Origin of the sequence: Listeria valentina, assembly GCF_011800755.1 — a bacterium.
GTDB classification, from domain to species: Bacteria; Bacillota; Bacilli; order Lactobacillales; family Listeriaceae; genus Listeria; species Listeria valentina.
This window is the reverse complement of record NZ_JAATJW010000006.1, coordinates 13,230-26,795: the sequence shown is the minus strand read 5'-3', so window position 1 is coordinate 26,795 and position 13,566 is coordinate 13,230. Positions and strand designations below refer to the sequence as shown.

Genomic DNA, 13,566 nt, shown 5'->3' with positions numbered 1-13,566 from the left:
ATGTTGGATGCAGAAATTAAAAAACAGCTAGCTCAGTATTTAGAGCTCCTAGAAGGCGATTTAGTTTTACGCGTCAGCTTGGATGCTAGTGAAAATTCGAAAAAGCTATCTGATTTCGTTGAAGAAATCACATCAATGTCACCCAAAATCACAATGGCTGAAGGCACACTTAGCCGCAAGCCAAGTTTTAGCGTAGATAAAAAAGATCAGGAATCAGGAATCGTCTTTTCGGGCATTCCACTTGGCCACGAATTCACTTCGCTTGTGCTTGCTTTACTCCAAGTAAGTGGACGCGCACCAAAAGTTTCTGAGAAAGTAATCAAACAAATTCAGTCGATTAAAGAAGAACTTCATTTTGAAACCTATGTCAGCTTGTCTTGCCATAACTGTCCAGATGTTGTTCAAGCTTTAAATATTATGAGCGTACTTAACCCGTCCATTTCACATACTATGATTGAAGGTGGCATGTTCCAATCTGAAATCGAAGCCAAAAATGTCATGGGTGTCCCAACCGTTTTTCTTAACGGAGAAGAATTTAGCAACGGTCGAATGACAATCGAACAAATTCTTGAAAAAATCGTAGGGACAGCTGATATTTCTGAATTTGAAAACAAAGATCCTTATGATGTTCTTGTCGTAGGTGGTGGGCCTGCCGGAGCAAGTGCAGCGATTTATGCGGCACGGAAGGGAATCAGAACGGGCATCGTAGCCGAAACTTTCGGAGGACAAGTTCTAGAAACTTTAGGAATTGAGAATGTGATTGGCACGAAGTATATTGAAGGTCCTGAACTCATGCGAACAGTTGAAGAACATGTAAATGAATACGACGTAGATATAATGAAAGCCGTTCGTGCAGCGAAACTCGAGAAAAAGGAGCTAGCTGAACTAACGCTAAATAATGGAGCCGTATTAAAAAGTAAAACCGTTATTCTTTCGACCGGAGCAAGATGGCGCAATATCAACGTTCCAGGCGAGAAAGAATTCAAAAATAAAGGCGTAGCTTATTGCCCGCACTGCGATGGACCACTTTTTGCGGGGAAAAATGTGGCCGTGATAGGCGGCGGGAATTCCGGAATTGAGGCAGCAATTGATCTTGCTGGGCTCGTCAAGCATGTCACAGTTCTTGAGTTCATGTCGGAATTAAAAGCCGATAAAATTTTACAAGAACGACTTCACTCCCTTCCAAACGTCACTGTACTTACCAATGTTCAAACAAAGGAAATTACGGGTACTGAAAAAGTAAATGGACTTACTTACGTTGATCGTGAAACGAATGAAGAAGTTCATCTTGATCTTGAAGGTGTATTTATTTTAATCGGTCTTGTACCAAACACAGAATGGCTTGAAGGCACTGTTGAGCGTGCTAAAACAGGAGAAATTATTGTTGATAAACGCGGTGCGACCAATGTTCCAGGTGTTTTTGCTGCCGGAGATTGCACGGACAGCGCCTATAAGCAAATTATCATTTCAATGGGTTCAGGTGCAACAGCAAGTTTAGGTGCATTTGACTATTTGATTCGAAATTAAAAATTCTTAAAAAGCCGAAAGGAATAGCTCCTTTCGGCTTTTTGTTTGGAAATAAATTTCGTTTCTATATCTCGAAATGAAGCAATGGGTTTATTTTTAGCGTTTGTAAAACTTAAATGGAGTTTTAAATCTTTTTGCATCAAGTTGGTGAATTCTTTTGAAGTGAATGAGGCATGATTTAAGGGAACTATAAAAGAAACCTCGAGGAAGTGCTTGTCAGTATAACGAATGTTTTGGGAAGTAATGGGCACGGAAGCTCCTTTTAATGTGCTGAGCGCGCAAATGTCTTGTGGTAAATCCACCTGCATTCCAAAGTGCTCCACGTAAGCCATCTGCCTGTAGAGGTTAGGGCTAAAAGAAAGCAGGATATTAACATGAAGTTGATTGTTTTCTAGATCAATAGAGGCAGGACTAATGCTAACGTGACTTGTTGAAAGCATATTTTTAAGCTGATCGATGGAAACGACTGGATAAGGTTTCCGAGTAACAGCTTCTTCTCTTTTTTGTAGGCAAAGAGCGCCAACAAAGAAAAGAATTGAAAATAAAATAGCTAATAAGTACAAATTTTTCAAAAGTATAGACCTCCGGAAAGATAAGCTGTTTTCAAATTTTAACATAATCTGATTTTTGTTGCAGGAGAAGACTTTACCATTTTTTTATTGCTATTCAATTGTAAGATAATTAAACATATAAAGTTAAACATTGGCAAATCTAAAGTATAAAAACGAAAAAATTCTAATTATAAATTTCTTGTATAAAAACCCTTATTTGTATGCAACGATATGCACAAAACTGTCACAAAAAGTTCACAAATTACAGTAGATGAGCCTAGATTATTAAAAAAAACAAGAAGAGCTTTTGAAACGAAAATGTTTAAGAAAATGTTTGAAGCAAGTCTTGTCCTGTGGTATAATTTGTTATTGTGAGTAATTATAAATTATTCCTTGCTCGTTCTTGTCGTGTAGGAGTGATGAACTTTGAAACGATGGGGATGCGATTTTTCGCATCAGAGCCGCTAAGACCACAAGGAGGTGTAAAGTAGATGGCTAAAAATTACGAGATTAACTACATCATTCGTCCGAATATCGAGGAAGATGAGAAAAAAGCGTTAGTAGAACGTTTTGACGGAATCTTAACTTCGAATGGGGCTGAGATCATCGAATCAAAAGAATGGGGTAAACGTCGCTTGGCTTATGAAATCCAAGACTTCCATGATGGAATTTACCACATCGTGAAAATCTCTGCTGAAAATGCAGATGGAATCAATGAATTCGATCGTATCGCTAAAATCACGGATGACATCATTCGTCATATCATTGTTAAAGAAGAAGAATAAGACTTATTTTCGAAGGGTTTTGCCCTTTGATTTGACTAAACGAGAGGAGGTTGGTTCTGTATGATGAATCGTGTGGTGTTAGTAGGCCGTTTAACCAAAGACCCTGAACTTCGTTACACTCCAGCAGGTGTTGCAGTTGCGACATTTACACTCGCTGTTAACCGTACATTTACGAATCAGCAAGGAGAGCGGGAGGCCGATTTCATTAATTGTGTAGTTTGGCGAAAACCGGCTGAAAACGTAGCGAATTTCCTTAAAAAAGGAAGCTTAGCAGGCGTTGATGGTCGTGTTCAAACGCGGAATTATGAAGGTCAAGATGGAAAACGTGTCTATGTAACAGAAGTGGTTGCTGAAAGTGTTCAATTCCTAGAGCCTAAAAACGCGACGCATAATGGCGGAAACGGTGGCTATCAAGGAAATTCCGGTGGCGGATATAGCAATAACAACGCTGGCGGTGGATACAATCAGAACCAGCAATCTTCATCTCAAGGTTATGATCGCGCGAACAATGATCCATTCGCAAGTGATGGAAAACCGATCGACATCTCTGATGACGATCTTCCATTCTAACTTGAGAAGGGACAAAGAAGCGCAAGTAGATTTTATTGAGAGATAGGAGGAGAAAACATGGCTGGAGGACGCAGAGGCGGACGTCGTCGTAAAAAGGTTTGTTATTTCACGGCTAACGGAATTACACACATCGATTATAAAGATGTTGAATTACTAAAAAAATTCGTTTCAGAACGTGGTAAAATTTTACCTCGTCGTGTAACAGGTACAAGTGCGAAATATCAACGTAAATTAACAGTTGCTATTAAACGTGCTCGTCAAATGGCATTACTTCCATTTGTTGCGGAAGAAAAATAAGCATACAAGTCAAACTGGCTTTGGATTTACAGAAAATCCAAAGCCAGTTTTTTTATGATAAAGCATAAAACTTTAGTTGTGTTTTAACTAGAAAATTAATAATCATATGTAAAAAAACAAGAAAAAAGCTGTTTTTGCGTCGTTCGCGACTCAGAATCGACATTTCATTACATTTTTGGTCATAATCGCTTATTTCGTTGTAAAATAGAGATGGAGGTGAAAAGTTTGAGCAGTTTGGTGAACAAAGTTCCTTTGACGGAAAGAATTGCGGAAAAGCTCATCTCAAAAGAACGATTTCAAGAAGACGAAGAAAGCTACGAAAAAGTAAAATATGGAATGGAAGTTATTTTGATTAACACGATGAAAATCGGTTTAGTTTACTTAGTTTCCCTTCTTATGGGTGTGTTTTTCGAAACACTGATTGTCCATTTTTCCTTTTTGATTGTGCGACGTTATTCATTTGGGCTACACGCGCTCAAAAGTTTAAACTGTACACTGGCTAGCTTAGTTGCGTTTGTACTAGCTCCATTTTTCTTGCAGCATGTTTCATCTTCAAATTGGATCGTCGTACTTGTTTTCGCAATTATTGCGCTCAATATGTTTTGGTACGCGCCAGCTGATACAGAGAGTCTACCACTTTTAGGAGAAGATAATAGGAGGCAACTTAGAATCAAAGCCGTGCTAAGCGCGCTGTTCTTGATGGTCGTAGCACTCCTTATTCCGATTCCAGAAGTGAAGACACTCATCATGTTTGGAGCGTTTTATCAAATGGTGTGTATGCACCCAATATCTTATAAATTACTCAATAGGAGGAGAAATAACTATGAAATTTATGAATGACAAAGTAATGCAATTTTTAGGGAAAAAACTTGAAGATGAAGCACTTAAAATTGCGAACACATCTATGAAGAAATCTTGCGTTGGTGTTACTTATGAACCTAAAAATCCACTTGTTAATAAATTAGAAATCAAAAATAAATGAGGTTAAGGGATATCGACAATGAAGAAAATATGTTAAGATATGTTTAAAAAGTTGAAGTATGTAAGGTGTGGAGGCTATCAATGGATTCTACAACGACTAACTTGTTATTAATTATCTTAATTCAAACGATTGGATTTTTCGTTGTCGTTCAGATTTTAACTAAATCTATATTCAACTGGAAAGAGGGATTTGTAGTCTTAGTAACTACCATTGCTACAATCCCTCTATTTCTTGTGATCACATATTGGTTAAATTTGGTTTCAATTGCAATTTATGTAGTAGCTCTTTTGTATAAAAAGCAAACAATTTTTCTTTCAGTAACGATCTCTTCATTAACTTTTATCATTTCGATTTTGAGTGATTATTTGTTTAACAATGTTTTTGTTTTCATATCGGATTCTTTCGCAAACGATCTTTATAAAAAACTCTCTGTTTCTGCAGGATACGCCATTAGTATGATGCTGATCGCGAGCGTCATTGCATTTGTTTTGAGAAAATTTGTGGACAAGTGGGACTTATACTCCTATATTAATCAGAAAAAATATGGATTTATAACAGTAGCGATTATTTTGCTCACCTTAATGATCTACCATTTAAACATTTTCTTCAGTGCTGCGGATGGATTTGTTCAAGAAATTGTTCGATTAAACACAATCATTTTTCTAGCTTATTTTACGATTTTGATAGGGATGCTATATCTTGTACTTCAATCAGCTGTGCAAGAAATTAAAATGAAAAACCAACAAGAACAATTCGCGCAACTGCAAGAGTATACGTCAACGCTTGAAGAGTTGCATAATGAAATGCGCGTTTTTAGGCACGATTACATTAATATTTTATCCAGCATGGCTGGCTACATTGATGAAAACGATATGGAAGGCTTGAAAAAGTATTTCGAGAAAAACATCGTACCGCTTAACCACCAAATCGAAACGAATGATTACCGCATCTCTACTTTGCAAAATATTCATGTCACGGAACTAAAAGGTTTACTTGCGATCAAATTGATTCGGGCACAAGAACTGAATATTGATGTAAGTGTAGAGGTGACAGAAGAAATCAATTCGATCAATATGCCAAGTGTTGATCTTTGTAAGGCGGCTGGGATTTTGCTAGATAATGCGGTGGAAGCCGCACTTGGAAGTGAAAGACCAATTATCCGGATTGCGATTTTTAAAAGAGAAGAAGCGACAACAATGTTATTTGCGAATAGTGTACCGAAGGATATGCCGCCAGTTTATAAGATTTTTGAAGATGGCTTTTCAACGAAAGGGACAAATCGTGGGATTGGATTGTCCAGTTTGAGAGATACACTGCAAGAATATCCAAATGTTACTTTGGATACGAAATTGGATGAAGATAAGCAGGAATTTATTCAGGAACTAGAAATCATGTAGAAAAGCGGGGATTATTATGCTTCCGATTTTTGTTTGTGAAGATAATAAGATTCAACGGGAAAGGCTTGTCGGCTATATTAATGATGCGATCATGTTTGAACATTATGATATGGAAATCGTGAAAGCATCGGGAAATCCAGATGAAATTTTGGAGGTTGTTCAACAGCAAAATGGGCTCGGGCTTTATTTTCTTGATATTGATTTGAACCATCTAAAATTTAATGGATTTGAGCTTGCTAAAGAAATTCGCAAGTTTGACCCACGTGGTTTTATTGTTTTCTTTACGACGCACGCTGAAATGACTTATTTAACTTTTACGTATAAAATTGAAGCGATGGATTATATTGTGAAGGATAATCTTTCGGATGTTAAAGAGCGTGTGCATGCTTGTTTGGCGAGCGTTCAGGAAAGAATGACGGATGACCCGGATACGAGCAGTTACTTCACATACCATATTTCAGATAAGAAAGTGATTCATGAAAAAATAGACGATATTCTCTTTTTTGAAACGTCACCTAAAATTCACAGGATTGTAATGCATAGCAAGAACCGGCAAGTGGAGTTTTATGCGAAAATGAAACAAATCGAAAATAGCTTGGGTGAACCGTTTTATAGATGCCATCGGTCTTTCCTTGTCAATAAAAATAATATTAGCGAAGTGGATATGAAAACGGGAACGATTACGATGGTGAACGGCGAAGAGTGTATTGCGTCAAATAAATTAATCAAGGGACTTCAGTTATAGCAAAGAGCCGCATCTATTTATTCAAATAGAACCGGCTCTTTTTACATTATTTGAATCTTGAGGAGAGAAAAGGTAAAATGGTAAGATGAGTAACTGTATTTTTGGACTGGATGAAAGGATTTCATTAACGAACAGGGAGCTGAATGGAACATGCAGAGCTTTTTTGAAAAAAGAATGCTTAAATATCCATTATATGGCTTAATTGCCGCGACCATTATTCTGTGTGTCATCACCTTTTTTTATGCTTGGTGGCTCTCCATTGTTATTTTTGTAGCAGGTATTGTGCTGATTACAGCGATGTTTTACTTTGAACACCGCTTGAACCAGGATGTGCAGAATTATGTTTCTAATTTGACCTACCGGATTAAGCGCAGCGAGGAAGATGCGCTTGTTGAGATGCCGATGGGGATTATGCTGTATGATGAAAATTATAATATCCAATGGGTAAATCCGTTCATGACGAAGTATTTTGATGATAAAAGTGTTATCGGCGATTCTCTCGAGGAAGTGGGGCCGGAATTTCTTTCTGTTATTAAAGAAGAAGGAGCGGAAGGGATTCAGACGATCAGTTGGAAAGATCGACGCTTTGATACCATTATTAAACGAGAAGAACGGATTCTTTATCTTTATGACCGAACGGACTACTATGAACTCAACACCAAATATCGTGAAGAAAAAGCTGTATTTGCGATTATTTTTCTGGATAACTACGATGAATGGGCGCAGGGAATGGATGACCGTCGCAGAAGCGGTTTGAATAGCCTTGTCACAACGATGTTAACAAACTGGGCGCAAGAAAGGCGAATTTACCTTAAGCGAATTAATGCCGATCGGTTCATCGCTTTCTTGAACGAGGAGAAGCTCGATAAATTAGAAGAAGAAAAATTTCAAATTCTTGACCGCATCCGTGAGCGAACTTCGAAACAAAATATTCCACTGACGCTTAGTATCGGAATTGGGCACAAAGAGGAAGATTTGATCGACTTGGCGGAGCTTGCGCAGTCGAGTTTGGATTTAGCACTCGGACGAGGCGGCGACCAAGTGGTTATCAAGGAACCGGAAGGCCACGTGCGCTTCTATGGCGGTAAAACCAATCCGATGGAAAAACGGACTCGAGTTCGGGCGCGAGTGATTTCGCAAGCGCTTCAAGAGCTGATTAGCCAAAGCGATCAGGTTTTCGTGATGGGGCACCGTTTTCCAGATATGGATGTGATCGGGTCAAGCCTTGGCGTGATGCGGATTGCTGAAATGAATGACCGTAACGCGTATGTGGTTGTGGAGCCGGGCAAGATGAGCCCGGATGTGGAACGACTGATGAGCGAAATCGAAGAGTATCCGAATGTGATTAAAAATATCGTGACACCACAAGTGGCGAATGAAAATATTACCAATAAAAGTTTGCTCGTGATTGTCGATACGCATAAGCCTTCGATGGTTATCAATCAGGAATTGCTTGAATCGGCTTCTAATGTGGTCGTAATAGATCATCACAGACGTTCTGAGGAATTTATCGAGAACCCTGTACTCGTTTATATTGAACCGTACGCTTCTTCGACAGCGGAACTTATAACGGAACTGTTTGAATATCAGCCAGATCTCGAACAAGTCGGGAAAATCGAAGCTACTGCACTCTTATCGGGAATTGTTGTAGATACGAAGAACTTCACGCTACGAACGGGGTCAAGAACATTTGATGCGGCTAGTTATTTGCGCTCGCTTGGGGCAGATACGGTGCTCGTGCAAAATTTCCTTAAGGAAGATTTGGCGACGTTCGCGCAGCGGAGCAGTCTAGTTGAAGCGCTTGAGATTTATCATGATGGAATGGCAATTGCTAAGGGCGCTGAAGATGAAGTTTATGGCACGGTGATTGCTGCTCAAGCGGCGGATACGATGCTTTCGATGGAAGGGGTTGAGGCGTCGTTTGTCGTGACGCTTAGACCAGATAAGATGATTGGGATTAGCGCGCGGTCGCTCGGTGAAATCAATGTGCAAGTGATTATGGAAAAACTCGGCGGTGGTGGGCATTTATCGAATGCCGCTACGCAGCTGAAAGGTGTTACAATTGAAGAGGCTACAAAAGAATTGATTGCAGCGATTGACGCTTATTGGAAAGGAGAGACTTGAGATATGAAAGTTATTTTTTTGAAAGATGTAAAAGGTAAAGGGAAAAAAGGCGAAATGAAAGAGGTTGCGGATGGATATGCGCAAAACTTTTTGATTAAAAATGGCTATGCGGCTGAAGCGAATTCGCAAAATATGAGTGCGCTACGCGGGCAACAAAAAAAGGCGGAAAAAGTCGCACAAGAAGAGTTGGATGATGCTAAGGCGCTTAAAGAGAAACTAGAAGGGCTTACGGTTGAACTGAAGGCAAAATCTGGTGAGGGCGGTCGTTTGTTTGGTTCGATTACGTCTAAACAAATTGCTCAAGCCTTGCAAAAAGATGAAGGGATTAAAATCGACAAGCGCAAACTGGAGCTTCCTGACGCGATTCGTGCACTTGGGTATACAAATGTGCCGGTGAAGTTGCACCATGAAGTGACGGCTACGCTTAAGGTGCATGTTGGGGAAGAATAATTTAGCTAGAAGGGGAGCGTAGTGTCAGTGGATACTTTTCAAGATCGTACGCCGCCGCAAAATGTGGAGGCGGAAAAAGCTGTTCTCGGTGCCATTTTTCTTGAACCAAATGCCCTGATTACGGCTTCTGAAATATTGATGCCGGATGATTTTTATCGGCAGTCGCACCAATTGATTTTTGAAACGATGCTCAATTTGAATGACCACGGGAAAGCGGTCGATGTGCTGACAGTTTATGAGGCGCTTTCGGCAAGTGATCAGATTGAAGATGCAGGCGGGCTGCCTTATTTGACGGAGCTAGCAGGTTCTGTTCCAACGGCGGCGAACCTGGAATATTATGCCCACATTATTGAAGATAAGGCGCTCTTACGGCGTTTGATTCGAACGGCAACGCAAATTGCAACGGATGGTTATTCGCGTGAGGATGAGCTTGATTCGCTCATGGATGAAGCGGAAAAAAGTATTTTGGAAGTGTCGCAACGGAAAAATGTTGGGGCGTTCCAGAATATTAAAGATGTGCTCGTTAAGACGTATGATGACATCGAGATGCTGCACAATCGCAAGGGCGATATTACTGGGATCCCAACTGGGTTCCATGAGCTTGATAACATGACAGCGGGCTTTCAGCGTAATGACCTCATCATTGTAGCGGCACGGCCATCTGTTGGTAAAACGGCATTTGCGTTAAACATTGCGCAGAATGTGGCGACGAAAACGGATGAGAATGTGGCGATTTTCAGTCTCGAAATGGGGGCTGAACAGCTCGTGATGCGGATGCTTTGTGCGGAAGGGAATATCAATGCGCAGAACTTGCGGACGGGCTCGCTTACGAATGATGATTGGCAGAAGTTTACGATTGCGATGGGAACATTATCGAATTCAGGGATCTTTATTGATGATACGCCTGGGGTTCGTGTGAATGAAATTCGGTCGAAATGCCGTCGCTTGAAGCAAGAAGCGGGGCTTGGGATGATCGTGATCGACTACTTGCAGCTTATTCAAGGTAGCGGTAGAAGTGGGGAAAATAGACAACAAGAGGTTTCTGAGATCTCAAGGTCACTCAAAGCGCTCGCACGGGAACTCGAGGTTCCTGTTATCGCGCTTTCGCAGTTATCACGGAGCGTTGAGCAACGCCAAGATAAGCGGCCGATGATGTCGGATATCCGGGAATCTGGTTCGATCGAGCAAGATGCGGATATCGTTGCCTTTTTATATCGTGAGGATTACTATGATCGTGAGGGTGAAAATGATGGGACGATTGAAATCATCATTGCTAAACAGCGGAATGGTCCGGTTGGGGATGTGAAGCTGGCCTTTGTGAAGGAATATAATAAGTTTGTAAATCTCGAAGTGCGCTATGATGACGCAATGGCGCCGCCGGGAGCTTAGTTGAAACCTATTTGTTTGAAGTGCGACTTTGTGCTTGAAGCAAGTAGGTTTTTTTTATGGGTTTTGCGGGAATGCAGAAACTGAAGGGGTGAACACGGATGATGAAAGAATATGGTCGAATTTTAACGGCGGTTGATGGCTCGGAAAGTGGGGAAGCGGCTTTTTTCAAGGCAGTTCAAGTTGCGCTTCGCAATCACGCGGAACTGTTAATTGTCAACGTGGTAGATACGCTTTATTTTGCAAACGTGACAGCAGCAGATGGAGGCGCAACGGTTAATCAATTTACGGAAACTTCGAAACAGCTGCTAGAGGATTACAGAAAGCGAGCTGAGGAAATGGGACTTAGCAAGGTGAACGCAGAAGTCATTTATGGCTCGCCGAAAGCGCGGATCGTCGAGATCGCTGAAGATGATTTTCACCCGGACTTGATCGTTGTGGGAGCAGTTGGTCAGTCGAGGCTCGCGCGTATGCTCTTAGGAAGTGTCGCTTCTTACGTAACCGTCCACGCACCTTGCGATGTTTTAGTGGAACGGGAATCGATTTCAAAAAAATAATGGGAGGAAAAGACAAGAGTTCTCGAGCTTTCTTGTCTTTTTCGTTTATAATGAGGAGAGATATAGGCAAGAAAGGGGCGTATGGCTTAGATGGTCAAAGTATTAATTGCGGATGATGATGAGGCGATTCGGAAGCTTGTGGGGCATTATGTGCGCGCTGAAGGATTTGAGCCAATCTTGGCAAGTGATGGAGATGAAGCGTTAGATTTGCTTGAAGTGAATTCAGCTGAGCTTGCGATCGTCGATCTGATGATGCCAAAACGAGATGGCTATTTGGTAACGAAGCACATCCGCGCGTTTTATGATATTCCGATCATTATGTTGACGGCTAAAAATCAATTGTTGGATAAAGAGAAAGGTTTTGAAGCGGGGACGGATGATTATTTGACGAAGCCGTTTGAACCGGAAGAATTGATTTACCGGATTCGCGCGTTGTTGCGGCGCTTTCAGAAGGCAAGTGCAAAAACGATCCAAGTGGGTAATTTAATGATTGATAAGGGAAGTTATGCGGTGAAAGCTGGGCAGAAAGAGTGGCTACTTCCGGTAAAGGAATTCGAGCTGCTTTATCAACTTGCCAGTTTCCCGGAACGTATTTTTACGCGCGAGGAACTGATCGAGCAAATTTGGGGCAAGGATTATGATGGGGTCGACCGCACGGTGGATGTACATATTAAGCGGTTGCGTGACCATTTTAAGCCGGAAAGCGGCATTTTGATTACGACAGTGCGCGGTTTGGGATATAAATTGGAGGAACTGAAATGACAAGGTCGATTTACGGCAAGTTCGTTGCAGCCACGCTTGCAGTGATGTTTATAAGCAGCTTCCTCGGTTTCTTGTTCGCAAATGTTTATTATCAGTGGAAGCTTAAACCGGTTAATGATGCGAAGGTTACGCAAGTCGCTCTGCGGGTAGCGGCGTTTTATCAGGAGAATGAGGAGCTTGATTTGGAACGCTATTTGAATCAAATGGGTGATATGGGCTATCAGCTGCTGTTAACGGACGGGAAAGCGGAGCAGGACTATTTTGGCGGGGATTTTCGAGTGAAAAAACTGGATCAATCCATTATCAAGCAAGTTTTGGCGGGAAAAACGTACCACGGGATTGATCAATTTGATGGCGGCTTATTTGTGACGGGCTTTTTTGATAATCAGCTTAAAAATTCGATCGGTGTTCCGATTAAAACACCGGATGGTCAAAAAGCGCTGTTTGTGCGACCGGATCAAGAAGCGCAATTTGGCGAGTTGCGGTTTTTCTTTGCGCTGATTTTGGTGCTCACGGCGCTGATAAGTATTATTTTGGTCTTTATTAGTACGCGGATGGTCGCGCGGCCGATTCGCAAGCTGACGAAGGCGACGGAAAAAATTGCGGCGGGGGATTTTGATGTGAAACTTGATACGAAGCGTAAAGATGAGATCGGGCAGCTTGGCGCTTCTTTAACGAAAATGACGGATGAGCTCGCGGCTGTCGATGCGGCGCGCCAGGAGTTTGTGGCGAATGTCTCCCATGAATTGCAGTCGCCGCTTACTTCGATGCATGGCTTCGCGGAGCTTCTCGCTCAGGATGAACTCTCGGAAGAAGAGCGGAAATCTTATTTGGCGCTGTTGTCGCAGGAAACGGCCAGACTTTCAAGGCTCACGAAGCAATTGCTTTTGCTGGCATTTTTGGATAAGGAAACCGGAAATATTGGGCAAGAAACGGTGGAACTGGCTCCAGCGATTCGAAAGACCATCCGGATGTTCGAGTGGAAAATTCAGGAGAAGGAGCTTAGCGTGACGATAGACTTGTCAGACGCTATGGTGCAAGGGGATGCGGAATTGATCGAACAAATTTGGCAAAACTTGCTTTCGAATGCGGTGAAATATACGCCGGAACAGGGTTCGATTGAAATTTCAAGCAGAGAGCAGGAAGATTGGGTCGAAATTCGCGTTCGAAATTCCGGGGCGCCCATCCCGGATGAAAAACTTGGAAAAATCTTTGAGCGGTTTTACCGGGGAGATGAATCTCGCTTGCGGAGCGGGGAATCAAGCGGCTTAGGCTTATCTATTGTCGAAAAGATCATCAAGCTTTCTAGCGGGTCGATTTCGGTTCGAAGTGAAGCGGGGCTTGGAACGGAATTTAGCGTTCGGCTCAAAAAGGCAAATTTGTAATCGGAAGTTCACATTCCGTTCACACTGGCATCTTACAGTAAGAGGGTA

The 13,566-nt window shown here is 41.7% G+C and carries 15 protein-coding genes; 14 read left to right on the top strand and 1 reads right to left on the bottom strand.

The genetic code is table 11. The features are described from left to right. The gene (ahpF, locus tag HCK02_RS02780) at window positions 1–1,527 is read left to right on the top strand and encodes an alkyl hydroperoxide reductase subunit F (RefSeq protein WP_167628617.1); all 1,527 of its coding nucleotides are present in this window, start codon (window positions 1–3) and stop codon (window positions 1,525–1,527) included. Here ahpF and HCK02_RS02775 read toward each other — a convergent pair. After that, on the bottom strand, window positions 1,524–2,144 hold the full coding sequence (locus HCK02_RS02775) for a hypothetical protein (protein ID WP_167628616.1): 621 nt from the start codon (window positions 2,142–2,144) through the stop codon (window positions 1,524–1,526). The two genes, ahpF and HCK02_RS02775, sit on opposite strands and share 4 nt — an antisense overlap. A 425-nt stretch (window positions 2,145–2,569) precedes the next feature. Between HCK02_RS02775 and rpsF the strand changes: the two genes are divergently transcribed. The 13 genes from rpsF to HCK02_RS02710 all read left to right on the top strand — a co-directional run bounded on the left by rpsF (window position 2,570) and on the right by HCK02_RS02710 (window position 13,518). After that, window positions 2,570–2,863 (top strand): 30S ribosomal protein S6, encoded by a 294-nt coding sequence (gene rpsF, locus HCK02_RS02770; RefSeq protein ID WP_115753597.1) that lies wholly within the window; start codon window positions 2,570–2,572, stop codon window positions 2,861–2,863. 60 nt (window positions 2,864–2,923) lie between these two features. Beyond that, entirely contained in the window at window positions 2,924–3,433 is a 510-nt protein-coding gene (gene ssb, locus HCK02_RS02765) for a single-stranded DNA-binding protein (protein ID WP_167628615.1), read from the top strand. A gap of 57 nt (window positions 3,434–3,490) precedes the next feature. Further along, window positions 3,491–3,730: a 30S ribosomal protein S18 gene (gene rpsR, locus HCK02_RS02760; protein WP_036073876.1), complete on the top strand. Its 240-nt coding sequence runs from the start codon at window positions 3,491–3,493 to the stop codon at window positions 3,728–3,730. A 225-nt stretch (window positions 3,731–3,955) separates the two neighbouring features. Further along, window positions 3,956–4,570 (top strand): accessory gene regulator B family protein, encoded by a 615-nt coding sequence (locus HCK02_RS02755; RefSeq protein ID WP_167628614.1) that lies wholly within the window; start codon window positions 3,956–3,958, stop codon window positions 4,568–4,570. Continuing rightward, window positions 4,554–4,712 (top strand): cyclic lactone autoinducer peptide, encoded by a 159-nt coding sequence (locus HCK02_RS02750; protein WP_167628613.1) that lies wholly within the window; start codon window positions 4,554–4,556, stop codon window positions 4,710–4,712. The genes HCK02_RS02755 and HCK02_RS02750 overlap by 17 nt, the downstream gene beginning before the upstream one ends. Before the next feature lie 80 nt (window positions 4,713–4,792). Further along, the gene (locus HCK02_RS02745) at window positions 4,793–6,109 is read left to right on the top strand and encodes a sensor histidine kinase (RefSeq protein WP_167628612.1); all 1,317 of its coding nucleotides are present in this window, start codon (window positions 4,793–4,795) and stop codon (window positions 6,107–6,109) included. Window positions 6,110–6,125: 16 nt separating this feature from the next. Further along, the gene (locus HCK02_RS02740) at window positions 6,126–6,854 is read left to right on the top strand and encodes a LytR/AlgR family response regulator transcription factor (RefSeq protein WP_167628611.1); all 729 of its coding nucleotides are present in this window, start codon (window positions 6,126–6,128) and stop codon (window positions 6,852–6,854) included. Between the two features lie 150 nt (window positions 6,855–7,004). Then, complete coding sequence (locus HCK02_RS02735) at window positions 7,005–8,978, top strand: DHH family phosphoesterase (protein WP_167628610.1); 1,974 nt, start codon at window positions 7,005–7,007, stop codon at window positions 8,976–8,978. A 3-nt stretch (window positions 8,979–8,981) separates the two neighbouring features. Further along, a complete protein-coding gene (gene rplI, locus HCK02_RS02730) occupies window positions 8,982–9,428 on the top strand; it encodes a 50S ribosomal protein L9 (protein ID WP_115753604.1) in 447 nt (148 codons plus the stop codon). A gap of 27 nt (window positions 9,429–9,455) precedes the next feature. After that, on the top strand, window positions 9,456–10,817 hold the full coding sequence (gene dnaB / locus HCK02_RS02725; RefSeq protein WP_167628609.1) for a replicative DNA helicase: 1,362 nt from the start codon (window positions 9,456–9,458) through the stop codon (window positions 10,815–10,817). A gap of 98 nt (window positions 10,818–10,915) precedes the next feature. Beyond that, a complete protein-coding gene (locus HCK02_RS02720; RefSeq protein WP_246215515.1) occupies window positions 10,916–11,371 on the top strand; it encodes a universal stress protein in 456 nt (151 codons plus the stop codon). 90 nt (window positions 11,372–11,461) lie between these two features. Continuing rightward, window positions 11,462–12,133: a response regulator transcription factor gene (locus tag HCK02_RS02715; RefSeq protein ID WP_167628608.1), complete on the top strand. Its 672-nt coding sequence runs from the start codon at window positions 11,462–11,464 to the stop codon at window positions 12,131–12,133. Beyond that, window positions 12,130–13,518 carry a sensor histidine kinase gene (locus HCK02_RS02710; RefSeq protein WP_167628607.1) on the top strand — a complete coding sequence of 463 codons (1,389 nt, stop codon included), beginning with the start codon at window positions 12,130–12,132 and terminating at the stop codon, window positions 13,516–13,518. The genes HCK02_RS02715 and HCK02_RS02710 overlap by 4 nt, the downstream gene beginning before the upstream one ends. Window positions 13,519–13,566: the final 48 nt, after the last annotated feature.